Source organism: Pseudoalteromonas sp. BMB, assembly GCF_001709235.1.
In the GTDB taxonomy this organism is placed as follows: domain Bacteria; phylum Pseudomonadota; class Gammaproteobacteria; order Enterobacterales; family Alteromonadaceae; genus Pseudoalteromonas; species Pseudoalteromonas maricaloris.
Window position 1 is genome coordinate 63,618 of record NZ_MBQA01000001.1, and the last position, 13,258, is coordinate 76,875.

Consider the following 13,258-nt stretch of genomic DNA (forward strand, 5'->3'; position numbering starts at 1 on the left):
CACTATGCCTCTTGTTTTTGGTTTTGGTCCAGTAGGTTGTATTTTTTCAAATAACCTCTCAGTTGATGATACGTCAAACCAAGGTTTTGTGCAGTTTTCTTTTGATTAAATTGACTAAATTCAAGCGCTTTTTGCAGCATTGTGATTTCATAGTCGTTGGAAAGCGATTTTAAATCACAAGGGAAGTCGAATTCGAGGGCAGGATCTGCCTGTTGTTCGTTACTCGGTTGCGCTGCAGGCAAAGGCTCAACTTTATGAGTGGTTGAAGTTGTTGGCTGGGCATTTGGCGCTTTGATCCGTTGACTCGGCCTAAATGGGCTGGCAAAGGGGTCAAACACAATATCATGAACCGGAATTTGGTCACTCCCATGACGATATAAACTACGCTCCACGACATTTTTGAGCTCTCGTACATTACCGGGCCACGGGTAATCAAGTAGTTTCTCGATGGCTTTGCGGGTAAAGCCGCTAAATAACTCCCATCCTAAATCCCGAGCCATATTTATTGCAAAATGTTCGGCCAATAATAAGATGTCTTCTTTTCTCGCTCTTAATGGCGGTAAAGTGATGACGTCAAATGCGAGGCGGTCCAATAAGTCGTGTCTGAACTCTCCAGCATCGGCAAGAGAGGGGAGATCTTCATTGGTAGCGCATACCAGTCGAGTATCTACTTTTACGGTTTGTTTGCCGCCAACTCGCTCGAACTCGCCGTATTCAATTACACGCAAGAGCTTTTCTTGCACCATTGCAGAAGTATTGGCTAACTCATCCAAAAACAGTGTGCCACTGTTAGCGCGTTCAAATCGACCTTCATGGCGCTTGCTTGCACCAGTAAATGCACCACTTTCGTGACCAAATAATTCACTCTCTAGGAGGTTTTCGTTTAGGGCTGCGCAGTTCAGTTTGACGTATTCCTGATCCCACCGCTCTGAGAGATAATGCAAACGCGCCGCAATTAACTCTTTACCTGTGCCACGCTCGCCAATAATAAGCACGGGCTTTTCTAACGGAGCAAGCTGTGAAACCTTGTCTAGCACAGCTAAAAAGCTGTCAGATTGGCCTAATAAATTATCCTGTTGGCGAAAACGGCTCATATTGCCTAACTCTTAGTGGTTTTTACTAATAACTAGTGTATTTCAAAAAAAGGGATAACTAAAGGCTTTTTAAAAATAAAATAACCTTATGATTTTATTGTGTTTTTAATTTTGTTAAAGTTGGCAAGCTATTTGATACATAGAAGTAAGCAATTTAGCTATTAACCAAAGAGGTAACCACTATGGGAATTTTTTCTCGTTTTGCAGACATAGTGAATTCTAATATCAATGCTATTTTGGATAAAGCCGAAGATCCAGAAAAAATGGTTCGCCTAATTATCCAAGAAATGGAAGATACACTAGTCGAAGTAAGATCGACCTCAGCAAAAACACTCGCTGAGAAAAAGGAGTTAACACGCCGTCTAGATCAGCTAAAAGCACAGGTAGATGATTGGCAAACCAAAGCAGAGCTTGCACTAAGTAAAGAACGTGAAGATTTAGCACGTGCTGCTTTACTTGAAAAACAAAAGTCTGCGGAGGATGTTGCAGCCCTTGAAAAAGAGCTAGAGCATGTAGACACGCACATTGAAAAGCTGCAGCAAGAAGTCAGTACATTACAAGATAAACTGGCCGACGCAAAAGCGCGCCAAAAAGCGATTGTACTGCGTCAGCGTTCAGCCGAATCTCGTTTAGAGGTGAAAAAGGCACTCGACAGCAGTAAAGTAGATGATGCCCTAAATCGCTTTGAGCGTTATGAGAGCAAAATCGATGGCCTAGAGTCACAAATCGAATCTTACGATTTAGGTAAGAAATCGTTAGCGGATGAGATTGCTGATCTGCAAAAGAACGAAAAGATTGACGATGAGCTTGAACAGCTGAAAAAGAAAATGGCTGAAAAGTGAAAATAGTCGCACCTACTGTCAGGGTAGGTGCTAACCAACTACAATAATAACAGCCAGGTTGAAGGCAGGAGAAGATTATGTTTGACGCAGAAGTTTTGATGGCTCCGTTGATTATTTTTATGGTCATCGTGGCACCACTTTGGTTAATTTTGCACTACCGTAGCAAAAAGCAAGTAAGCCAAGGGTTAAGTGAACACGAGCATCGTCAGCTTATCGAATTAGCCAGCAAGGCAGAAAAAATGGCAGATCGTGTTGAAACGTTAGAAGCTTTACTTGATCAAGAGTCACCACAATGGAGACGCAAGTTATGAGTAGACTAAAGCGAGAGCTATATCGTGACCCAAGTCGCGGCAAGGTAGCCGGAGTATGCGCAGGTCTTAGCGATTACTTCAACATGGAGTTATGGCTTGTTAGGATTTTATTCATCACAGCCGTGCTATTATCTGGTGGTCCATTATTTATCGTCGTGTATGTGGCATGCTGGTTTATTTTAGATAAACGTGAAGTGACACCAAACCGTTCGCTTGATGCGAAAGATGAGGATAAAGTATCGGTGAAGTTTAAGGTGTGGCAAAAAGGCGAGCCGCCAAGACAGGCACTTTATGACCTAAAAGACAGATTATCACGACTTGATGGTCGCATTCAGAACATGGAACGCTACGTAACTTCCCCTGAATTTACGGTTAGCAGAGAAATTGACAAGCTATAAGGCGGTATTGGCCGCCTTGGCATTTTCTTGAGGGGCACTTTTCTACTTATGACTACGTCACGTTTTCGAACCCCATCTTCCCTAGATAAGTTAAAACAACAAGCCAAAAAAACGCTCCACCGCTCTTTTGATAAGCATATCAAGCTTGCCGTAACCGGGTTTAGTGGCAGCGGAAAAACTGCATTTATCACTGCTCTTATCAAGCATCTGACTACACAAACGAGCACCGACAACTTACCGTTTTTAGATGTCGTGAGTGAAGGTCGTCTTGTTGCGTGTCGTCCTGAGCCGCAGAAGGCACTGGCGGTACCAACTTTTGACTATCAGCAAGCAATAACTTGTTTGTTGGAAGAGCCGCCAAAATGGCCTGCGTCAACCAAACGTATCAACACCTTAACACTGGCGTTTAGGTATCATAGTGAACGCGGACTCAAACAGCACTTAGCGCAAACCCATACACTATACCTTGAACTATACGATTACCCAGGTGAATGGTTAATGGACTTGCCGCTACTTAAAATGACTTTTCCCGAGTGGTGTGAGCAGCAATTTGCATTATTAAATAAGCCTAAATACCAGCCATTTGCACAAACGTTTTTACAGCTCCTCAAGCAGTTTGATGGGACGGAAGCGGTGGATGAAAGTAAGCTGAAAATGCTTGCACAAAGTTACCATGCGCTTTTAGCGCAGTTGCAGCGGGACACTCGTTTATCTAACTTGCAACCTGGCAGAGCGTTGATCCCGGGTGACCTTGAGGGAGCGCCAATATTGCTGTTTTTTCCGGTACAAGTTCACCCAAACGACATTACCGAGCATTCACAATATCAACAGCTTGTGGAGCGTTTTGAAGCCTATAAAAAGCAAGTAATCGCGCCATTTTACAAAGATTACTTTTGCCAGTTTGACCGCCAAGTCGTGTTAGTTGATCTATTGGGTAGCTTAAGTGATGGCTACGACACACTGAAAGAGCAAGAAGTTGCGTTAAAGCAGATCCTCGCCATGTTTTCTCATGGTAAAAGTGGCTTTTTGTCTCGTTTATTTAACCCAAAAATAGATAAGGTGCTATTTGCCGCCAACAAATGTGATGGCGTCTTGAACGAGCAGCAGACCAATTTGACAAGGTTGTTAAATGAAATGCTGGTGGACAGTGCCAATGAGCTTCGCTTCAACGGGGTAACCGTGGATACGATGTCTCTTTCTTCGGTGAGAAGTGTTGAGTCAAGGGCGGTGAAAGAGGGGACGCAACATGTGCAATGTATCTACGGCAAGCCAGTCGGCGAGCAGCAGTTTATTAATTATGTGCCACCAACCCCGCCTGATCACGTTCCAAAATCGCAGGCTTGGCCCCGAAATGGGTTTGAGTTTTTAGCGTTTGAGCCGCTACCTGCGAGGCAAGGAAACTTATCGCATATCAGGCTTGATCATGCTTTGCAGTTCTTAATTGGAGATAAATTAAGATGACAGATCAGACAAAATCTTACCAAGGTTCGGGTAGGCGCTTAAACATCGACGCTGAAAGCCAAAATGAGTCTCAACATTTGGGTGGTGAAGGCAAAGTTCTCGGCAATGAGCTGGCTGTGAGTGAAAGCCTTGATACTGTGCCTGAACCCGAGTTACCGAAAATTGAACGTATTTACGAATCGCCTTGGCGATTTGGGTTTAAGCAGTGCTTTTTGCTTGCGCTATTAATACTTATTATTGTGGAAGCAGCACTGACCTTGATAGAGAGCTATGAGCAAAATATTCTGCTGTTTAGTCTATACACCGCCGTGTTGTCTCTTGGTTTACTTGCGCTATTTAAGTTCTTATTTTCGGAAGTCATCGCACTTAGCAAGCTTAAACAACATCAGCAAATTAAGCATGATGCCCAGCGCTTATTACAGAGTGACCAAATTGGCGAGGCGCGAGCTTGGCTTGCGCCACTATTAAAAGCGCATCCAGAGCAAAAGGTTGCCGCATTTGAAGAAGCATTACAGCCTCACCACACAGACAAAGAAGTCATCACTTTATATGAAAAAACTTTGCTCCGAGGCCAAGATGCTGAAGCTAAAAAGCTAATTCAGGAGCATGCAACAACATCGGCGCTCTTAGTTGCTTTAAGTCCACTCGCACTTGTGGATATGCTGGCGGTGCTTTGGCGCGGAGTCGTGCTGGTGGAAAAGATCAGCAAACATTATGGTATTCGATTAGCGTATCGCAGCCGTGTCACCTTGTATAAAATGTTGTTGAAGCAAATGGTATTTGTTGGCGCAAGTGAGCTGGTAAGCGACCTTGCTGCTACCAGTGTGGGAGCTGAATTACTTGGCAAGCTTTCTACCCGTTCGGCACAGGGCCTAAGTGCTGGGATATTCACAGCCCGTTTGGGCTACAAGGCGATGGAACTTTGTCGACCATTACCACGTTTGGAGCACAAACAAAGTCTTTTGAAAAATGCGATTAGCTCAGTCGTAGATGTGCTATTAAGGCGTAGCAAAAAAGATTAAACGGCAACAATTTTATACACCTCTTTAAGTAAAACTGGCTAGTTACAATAAGTGAACTAGCCGTCTCCCCATCTGGCATGCTTGTCTATTTTTCTAAACTGCCCTACATATTGGTTATTACACAAAAACGACGCTAATCAATTCACTACCATGTTTATTTGGTTGGCAATAATAAAATCAGCAGGCAAGTATGAAAAAATTAAGAGATGACAGTCAGTGTATTCACGGACCCAATCATTTTGACGACCCACATGGGGCGTTGACCGCTCCTTTGTATCAAACCTCAACATTCCACTTTAAAGACGCAGCGCAAGGAGCTGCACGGTTCGCCGGTGAAGAGCCCGGTTATATCTATACTCGCTTAGGCAACCCTACGACGCGAGAGCTAGAAGAAAAAGTAGCCCGACTCGAGGGAATGGAAGATGCTGCGGCGACCGCCACTGGTATGGGGGCCGTTTCTGCATCGGTGCTGAGCTTTTTGCAGCAAGGCGATCATATGATTGCATCAAGCGCATTGTATGGCTGTAGCTTCGCACTATTTGCGCATATGTTGCCTAAATTCGGTATTGAGGTGTCATTTGTTGACTTAACCGATGAGCAAGCGTTACGTGATGCGGTACAGGAAAATACAAAACTATTGTTTGCCGAAACGCCGATCAACCCCAACATGACGGTATTAGATCTGAAAATGTTAGGGGAGATCGCTAAACAGCACGAGCTCTTGTTTGTCGTTGACAATACCTTTATGACGCCGCTTTTACAAAAGCCTGTGAATTATGGTGCTGATCTTATTGTGCATAGTGCAACCAAGTACCTAAATGGTCATGGGGATGTGGTAGCAGGGCTCGTGTGCGGTTCAAAAGAGCACATAGAACTTATCAAATTAACCGTGTTAAAAGACATTGGCGCTACAATCAGTCCGCATGATGCTTGGTTAATCAATCGAGGGTTGAAAACCTTAGCTTTGCGTGTACAACGCCACTGTCAAAGCGCACAAACGGTAGCAGAGTTCCTAGAAGCGCACCCTAAAGTGAATAAAGTCTACTACCCTGGTTTACCTTCGCATCCTGGTTACCAATTTCTTGGTGAACAAATGAAAGGGGCTGGTGGGGTAATTGCTTTTGAAATCAACGGCTCGCTAGAGCAGGGTGAACAATTTATCAATGCGACTGAGCTGTGTACGTTAGCGGTAAGTCTAGGTGACCCAGAAACGCTCATTCAACATCCGGCATCAATGACACACTCTCCTTATACACAAGAGGAAAGGTTAGCTGCGGGAATTTCCGATGGACTAATTCGGATTTCAGTGGGGCTTGAAGACGTAGAAGACATTATTGACGATCTTAAGCAGGCGTTTGATAAAATATAGCTGTAAGTTAATTTTTACAAAGGGGCTAGGTTTAACCCCTTTTTATTATATGTGTAATTTTAGTTTTACAGGTGTGTATTTTATAGTTTACGAAAATGCTTGTTGTGCGAAATGTGATAAACGTGCTCACTATTAAACTTTCCTTCACTTTTACTTAGTATCAAAGTCACAAGTTGAAGCGCTCCGAACCATCAACAGGACGGCAATTGAAATTGCAAGATCATAAACTCGGGGTGAAGTAAGTGAGAATGTAAAATGGCTAAAGCAAGTAAATATGTATCTAAGCAGCCAGATGAAAATGGCGTTATTGCTTGGACAGATGAAGAGAATCAAATTTGGTCGGAGTTAGTTGCACGTCAGCTAGCGTGTATCGAAGGCAAAGCCTGTGATGAATATTTGGCGGGCCTTGAGAAAATTAACTTACCAAAAGACCGCATTCCACAACTAAGTGAGTTAAACGAAGCACTGGCGAGAGAAACGGGTTGGCAGGTAGCACCAGTGCCGGCACTGATTGATTTTGACGAGTTCTTTCGATTACTTGCCAACAAACAGTTTCCTGTAGCAACCTTTATTCGCTCAAGAGAAGAATTTGATTACTTGCAAGAGCCAGATATCTTCCATGAGATTTTTGGCCATTGTGCAATGCTAACGAATCCAGCATTCGCCGAGTTTACACACAAGTATGGTCAGCTAGGCTATGCCGCTGAGAAGAAAGATCGCGTATACCTTGCACGCTTATACTGGTTTACCGTCGAATTCGGTTTGATGCAAACCGAGCAAGGTCTACGTATCTATGGTGGCGGTGTGCTATCAAGCCCAGGTGAGACTCAATATGTTTACTCCGACAAACCAGAAATTAATCCGCTTAAAGTGTTAGATGTGTTACGTACACCTTATCGCATCGACATTATGCAACCTGTTTACTATACAATTAACTCAATCAACGACTTATTTGAGATCTCTAAAATGGATATCATGTCGCTGGTTGAACAAGCAAAAGAGCTAGGGTTATTTGAACCTAAGTTTCCGCCAAAAGAAAAACTAGCAAGTTAAGGAATTATCAATGTCTGATTTAAGTGCACAAAAATGTGAAGCGTGTCGTGCGGATGCGCCTAAAGTATCAGATGAAGAACTAGCGGTTCTAATCAAACAGATCCCTGATTGGGTACCTGAAGTACGCGATGGTATTATGCAGCTTGAGCGTGTTTACAAGTTTAAAAACTTTAAACAAGCAATTGCGTTCACAAACAAGGTGGGCGATATGGCTGAAGAAGAAGGCCATCACCCAGGTCTACTTACCGAATGGGGTAAAGTGACGGTAACGTGGTGGAGCCATTCTATTAAAGGTCTTCATAAAAACGATTTTATCTGTGCCGCTAAAACCGACGAAGTATTCGCAGAGTAGGTCGATATTTATGTCGACAAATATCGGTAAATAGCGGCAAATATTGATAAATATCGACAAATATCGACAAATATCGACAAATATCGACAAATATCGACAAATATCGACAAATATCGACAAGTCCATGTTTCGAACTACAAAAAAGAAACGGCGCTAACCAAGCGCCGTTTTTTTTATTCATCATTTAGGGTAAAAGCCAAGAGAACGTTCGTCTTTTCATTTTCCAACCAAATACAAATACAACTAGCGTTAGCAGAAATAGATTAATCTATTTCTTATCTCGCCCTCAGGTTACGTAAACGTAGGGCTAATTATGCCATTAGTCCACAAAATAGCGGTTGCAGCAAGAATGATGACTAACAATACTAGGCCACAAGTCACAACCGAGCTGGCATAAATAAACCCACGCTCTTCAGGAATATGCATAAGAATAGGCACGCCCGTATAAAGCAGGTAAACGGAGTACGCCAGTGCAACCATCCCAACCGATACGACAAACCAAAGTTCAGGATAAAATGCCGCAAATGCCGACATAAACATTGGCGTTGCTGTGTAAGCCGATAACTCTAGAGTCTGTGTATAGGTCGGCGTTGAGCCAAAAGTGATGGCCATCCAGTGGGCGAGATATGCCAGAATAAAGACGCCTGCAATTAATGCGCAGTACATTGCAACACCAATTAATATTGCTGACTCATGAGTTAAATAGACAGCATCCCCAGTACCAACACTCCAGCCTAAGTAGACCGAAGAATAATACCCCATAATGCTTGGGATCAGCGCAACAAGTGCAATATGTGACAAACTGTAAAACATGCTTTCGTGACGGTTATCAATTGTTTGCCACTCTTCGTGCGGGTGAGCATATAAGCCCCATAGATGATTAAAGATCATAGTTAGCCCCTCAAATATAGGTTTGTACTATTTTTGTACAATTCAATTAAGTTATGAGAGATGAGTTAATTTTTGTCAAGAAAATGTAGTTGAATAGCAATATTACTATTTTCAGAATGATCTAAAACTTCTTGGGGAATAGCCTTGTGGTGCACCTTGCAGCGAGAAGTTATGATAAAATGGCGCAAACACATTAGTCTTTTGTTGTTATGTTAGAAAAGTACACAGATTTACTTGCGCCTATTAACCAATTTTTAGGCTGTGAAACCCCGCAAGCTTGGATTGAAAAAGCAAAGCAAAGCGAGCACTTACCATTGTTGCTTATCGATCATATGCATTGTGAGTTAAAAGCGGCACAAAGCGCGGCCTTCTTAATTCGTAAATATGCAATAGATGATGCGTCTGCAAAAACATTGTTAAGTTGGTTGCAACCTTACGAAGATTTTATTTATCGCAGTGTTGGTGATGGCGAGTTTTCAGGCAGTAAAAATGAATTGATCGGTGAGCTAACTGCACGACCTGAATATGCCTACAATCAAGATATTTTGAGTAAGATGATGAGGCTTATCAAAGAAGAGCTACATCACTTTGAACAGGTGCTAGAAATCATAAGGGCACGTGATATTCCTGTTGAGTACGTACAAGCATCTCGCTATGCGTCTGGAATGATTAAACACATTCGCACTTATGAACCCGCAGCTCTGGTTGATAAACTGATCATTGGTGCTTACATTGAGGCTCGTTCATGTGAACGTTTCGCTAAACTTGCGCCACACTTAGATCAAGAAATTGCTAAGTTTTATGTGTCGCTATTACGCTCAGAAGCCAGACATTATCAAGACTATATTGATTTAGCGCATCAAGTTGCCAACGCAACCGATCCTAAGCGCTGTGACGTAGCTGGGCGCATTCAACTATTTCAGCAAGTGGAAAACGAGCTTATCATCTCACTAGACCCCGATTTCAAGTTCCACTCAGGTGCGCCTATTTAAGCACTAAATTTATTCAAAAGGGTGGCAAAGGAGCTGTTGTTTGCCACTTTCGTCAACGACGATATATGAGCTTTGTGAATACCAATCGCCAAGTACAGTGCGTACCTTACCATCTTGGTAGGTGTGCACTTTTGGTCTGTGGGTGTGGCCGTGGATCATATTGTCTACGCCATGTTTTGCGAACATGTCAGCCACTGCTTCTTCGGTGACATCTAGAATCTCGAGGGGCTTGCCTTTTTGGTTTTCAATACTCTTACGTCTTGCATTTGCAGCAACTCTGCGACGATACCAAAGTGGCATAGCAAGCATCAATTTTGGCCACCACCAACCGCGGCTCTTCCTGCGAAACTTTTGATAGGCTTCGTCTTGAGTACACATCTCGTCGCCGTGCAAAATCACCGTCGGTGTGCCGTATAGATCTATCACCGCTTGTTCAGGTAGCAAAGTCATTTGGCATTCGTTAGCAAAGGCCTGTTTGATTAAAAAATCACGGTTACCGTGAATAAAAAATACTTGAATGCCAAGGTGACTCAAGCTTCGCAGTTTTTGTGCAATACTCAGGGCGTAGGGGTCTTTTTCATCGTCTCCAATCCACACTTCAAAAAAATCACCCAGAATATATAAAGCGTCGACATCGGCGGTCATATGATGGTCGAGAAAAGCGAAAAAAGCGTCGGTGATATCAGTGCGGTGCTCGGTTAAATGCAAGTCGGCGATAAAATAGGTTTTACCCATGGGACCTCAAAAATAATAAGGCCAGCATAAATACTGGCCTTGAATAAAAAGTAGGATATTACTCAGCAACGTATGCTTTTTCGATGATCACATCTTCAAGCGGTACGTCTTGGTGGAAACCAGAAGAACCAGTAGCAACACCTTTAATCTTATTTACTACATCCATGCCTTCAATAACTTCGCCGAATACACAGTAACCCCAACCTTGCGATGTTTCGCTAGAGAAGTTAAGGAAGTCATTGTCGTTAACATTGATAAAAAATTGTGCAGTTGCAGAGTGTGGATCTGGCGTACGTGCCATGGCTAGGGTACCCACTTTGTTTGCAACACCGTTGTTTGCTTCGTTTTTGATCGGTGCTTCAACTGGTTTTTGTTCCATACCCGATGCGAATCCGCCACCTTGAACCATAAAGCCGTCGATTACACGGTGGAAAATAGTACCGTTATAAAACTCGCTGTTTACGTAGTTTAGGAAGTTAGCTACCGTTTCAGGCGCTTTGTCAGCGAAAAGATTAATACGGATTTCGCCGTGATTTGTTTCTAAAACAACCATGTTAGTGTCCATCGTGTTGAATGATAAAACCCTATTTTATATCAACTGGGCTTTTGTGAAAAAGCATTCCTTAAAAATCAGTGTAAAAAATCAAAAAACTGCCGTAATTCGTTATTAAAATCTAGAGGCGCTGCTATGCAGGTGGTATGATTAATAGCACTTTTGTTAAAAAATGAACCGTACTTAGGAAGAAAACTACATGTTGCAGATTTTCAACACACTCACTCGCCAAAAAGCCCCTTTTAAACCGCTCAAAGAAGGCAAGGTTGATATGTACGTGTGTGGTATCACTATCTATGATTTCTGTCATGTAGGACACGCACGCACTTACGTTTCATTTGACGTAATGAACCGTTATTTACGTTATTTAGGTTATGACGTCACGTATGTGCGTAATATTACTGACGTGGATGACAAAATCATTAAACGCGCCGCGGAAAACAAAGAGTCGATTAATGACCTAACCGTTCGCATGACCAAAGCCATGCATGAAGACTTTACTGCGTTGAATATGCTGCCTGCGGATATTGAGCCGACGGTAACAGGGCATATGGACGAAATCATCGAGATGATCGCGCGCTTGATTGAAAAAGGCCATGCTTACGTTGCGAAGGACGGGGATGTATTGTTTGATGTTTCAACGTTTGAGCAATATGGTCAGTTATCTCAGCAAGATTTAGAAATGCTACAGGCGGGTGCACGCGTTGAAGTAGCGCAAGACAAAGATGATCCACTTGACTTTGTATTGTGGAAAAAAGCCAAAGCGGGTGAGCCTGCGTGGCAATCTCCGTGGGGCGAAGGTCGTCCAGGTTGGCACATTGAGTGTAGCGCAATGAGTTCAAAGCATTTGGGTGAATTTTTTGATATTCACGGTGGGGGGTCAGATCTGCAATTCCCGCATCATGAAAACGAGATCGCTCAATCTTGCTGCGCAAATAACGGCCGTTATGTAAACACTTGGATCCACACCGGCATGGTACAAGTTAACAAAGAGAAAATGTCTAAGTCTCTTGGCAATTTCTTTACCGTACGTGAAGTGCTTAAAGCCTTTGATAGAGAAACAGTACGCTATTTCTTGATCAATGGTCATTATCGTAGCCAGCTAAACTACTCACAAGAAAACCTTGAACAAGCACGTTCGTCGCTTGAGCGTATTTACACTGCGCTACGTGGCGTTGAGCTGGTGGACGTCGAGCTTAAAGGTAATGCTTACGCTGAACGTTTTGAGACAGCAATGAACGACGACTTCAACACGCCAGAAGCATTGCCAGTGATTTTTGAATTATCAAAAGAAGTGAATCGCTTAAAAGATAGTGACGCAAAATCTGCTGGTGAGCACGCGTTTATTCTTGTGAAACTAGCGGAAGTCTTAGGTATTGCGCAGCAAGACCCTGAATCTTTCTTACAGGGCGAACAAGACGACGACGAAGTAGCGCAAATTGAAGCATTGATTGAAAAGCGCCGCAGCGCTCGTGAAAATAAAGATTGGGCTGCAGCGGATGAAGCGCGTGATGCGCTAACTGCTTTAGGCGTTGTGTTAGAAGATAGCGCGGGCAAAACAACTTGGCGTAAAGCTTAATTAACCGAAGTTTAGGATAATGAATAGCTTCTCTAGCTGTCTTGGTGACACAGGACGCTGGAGTAGGGTTATTAAAAAATTGTGAGATAAGTAGCCTCTAGTATTATGCTAATCTATGTAGTCAAATAGGCTGATGTCATTCGAACTATTCTCTTGGGCCTGTTCATCTTTTCTGTTCGATTTTTGTTCTCCTGAGTGTGTTTTGATCGCGACACTCGACTTACCGCCAAGTAATCTAGGCAAAAGTTGAGCAACAATGAACAAAGCGGACTCAGGTGAACCCAAAGGACTGCGCTAAATTGGCATTTTTCTGTGTTACCCCACAAGGATGTGGGGTAAGGTAACTTTGTAGGAGCACAAAGTCTTTGTCGCCTGACTCACATGGAATAGCTATGCTACGCAGGCTCTGTCTTGTAAAATACCAATCAAACTGCTGCAAAAACAAACTTGCAGGATAAACAGGCCCTATCCAGCCTTTAACTAAAACTCACTTCTAATATTTTCACAAAGTATTTTATCTTTTTCCTCTACATTCGAGGCGGAGATATTAGCACCCTCGTACAAAGATACTATGTACTTAACTATCGTTAGATAGTTCATATCTAT

The 13,258-nt window shown here is 43.0% G+C and carries 14 protein-coding genes; 10 read left to right on the top strand and 4 right to left on the bottom strand.

The window, feature by feature from the left end; genetic code table 11:
- Positions 1-2 precede the first annotated feature (2 nt).
- Positions 3-1,094 carry a phage shock protein operon transcriptional activator gene (gene pspF / locus BB427_RS00305; protein ID WP_045989990.1) on the bottom strand — a complete coding sequence of 364 codons (1,092 nt, stop codon included), beginning with the start codon at positions 1,092-1,094 and terminating at the stop codon, positions 3-5.
- Positions 1,095-1,276: 182 nt separating this feature from the next.
- Between pspF and pspA the strand changes: the two genes are divergently transcribed.
- The 8 genes from pspA (at position 1,277) to BB427_RS00345 (ending at position 7,902) form a co-directional block, all read left to right on the top strand.
- On the top strand, positions 1,277-1,936 hold the full coding sequence (pspA, locus tag BB427_RS00310; protein WP_010371188.1) for a phage shock protein PspA: 660 nt from the start codon (positions 1,277-1,279) through the stop codon (positions 1,934-1,936).
- Between the two features lie 77 nt (positions 1,937-2,013).
- Positions 2,014-2,247, top strand: coding sequence for an envelope stress response membrane protein PspB (gene pspB / locus BB427_RS00315; RefSeq protein WP_010371190.1), 234 nt, complete (start codon positions 2,014-2,016; stop codon positions 2,245-2,247).
- On the top strand, positions 2,244-2,645 hold the full coding sequence (gene pspC, locus BB427_RS00320) for an envelope stress response membrane protein PspC (protein ID WP_039497085.1): 402 nt from the start codon (positions 2,244-2,246) through the stop codon (positions 2,643-2,645). Before pspB ends, pspC begins: the two co-directional genes overlap by 4 nt.
- Before the next feature lie 48 nt (positions 2,646-2,693).
- Complete coding sequence (locus tag BB427_RS00325) at positions 2,694-4,106, top strand: YcjX family protein (RefSeq protein ID WP_069018591.1); 1,413 nt, start codon at positions 2,694-2,696, stop codon at positions 4,104-4,106.
- The gene (locus BB427_RS00330) at positions 4,103-5,128 is read left to right on the top strand and encodes a TIGR01620 family protein (RefSeq protein WP_069018592.1); all 1,026 of its coding nucleotides are present in this window, start codon (positions 4,103-4,105) and stop codon (positions 5,126-5,128) included. The genes BB427_RS00325 and BB427_RS00330 overlap by 4 nt, the downstream gene beginning before the upstream one ends.
- A gap of 190 nt (positions 5,129-5,318) precedes the next feature.
- Positions 5,319-6,497 carry a trans-sulfuration enzyme family protein gene (locus tag BB427_RS00335; protein ID WP_010606739.1) on the top strand — a complete coding sequence of 393 codons (1,179 nt, stop codon included), beginning with the start codon at positions 5,319-5,321 and terminating at the stop codon, positions 6,495-6,497.
- A 255-nt stretch (positions 6,498-6,752) separates the two neighbouring features.
- Entirely contained in the window at positions 6,753-7,550 is a 798-nt protein-coding gene (phhA, locus tag BB427_RS00340; RefSeq protein ID WP_045989993.1) for a phenylalanine 4-monooxygenase, read from the top strand.
- A gap of 10 nt (positions 7,551-7,560) precedes the next feature.
- Positions 7,561-7,902, top strand: a complete 342-nt coding sequence (locus tag BB427_RS00345; protein ID WP_010371199.1) for a 4a-hydroxytetrahydrobiopterin dehydratase — start codon at positions 7,561-7,563, stop codon at positions 7,900-7,902.
- Positions 7,903-8,193: 291 nt separating this feature from the next.
- On the opposite strand, the gene BB427_RS00350 is transcribed toward BB427_RS00345, so the two are convergent.
- Positions 8,194-8,793, bottom strand: a complete 600-nt coding sequence (locus BB427_RS00350) for a Yip1 family protein (protein WP_010606742.1) — start codon at positions 8,791-8,793, stop codon at positions 8,194-8,196.
- Between the two features lie 209 nt (positions 8,794-9,002).
- Between BB427_RS00350 and miaE the strand changes: the two genes are divergently transcribed.
- Positions 9,003-9,785 carry a tRNA isopentenyl-2-thiomethyl-A-37 hydroxylase MiaE gene (miaE, locus tag BB427_RS00355; protein ID WP_069018593.1) on the top strand — a complete coding sequence of 261 codons (783 nt, stop codon included), beginning with the start codon at positions 9,003-9,005 and terminating at the stop codon, positions 9,783-9,785.
- Positions 9,786-9,794: 9 nt separating this feature from the next.
- On the opposite strand, the gene BB427_RS00360 is transcribed toward miaE, so the two are convergent.
- Both BB427_RS00360 and BB427_RS00365 read right to left on the bottom strand, forming a co-directional pair.
- Entirely contained in the window at positions 9,795-10,520 is a 726-nt protein-coding gene (locus tag BB427_RS00360) for a UDP-2,3-diacylglucosamine diphosphatase (protein WP_069018594.1), read from the bottom strand.
- A 58-nt stretch (positions 10,521-10,578) separates the two neighbouring features.
- On the bottom strand, positions 10,579-11,073 hold the full coding sequence (locus BB427_RS00365; protein ID WP_045989997.1) for a peptidylprolyl isomerase: 495 nt from the start codon (positions 11,071-11,073) through the stop codon (positions 10,579-10,581).
- Positions 11,074-11,272: 199 nt separating this feature from the next.
- Between BB427_RS00365 and cysS the strand changes: the two genes are divergently transcribed.
- Positions 11,273-12,652 (top strand): cysteine--tRNA ligase, encoded by a 1,380-nt coding sequence (cysS, locus tag BB427_RS00370; protein ID WP_069018595.1) that lies wholly within the window; start codon positions 11,273-11,275, stop codon positions 12,650-12,652.
- Positions 12,653-13,258: the final 606 nt, after the last annotated feature.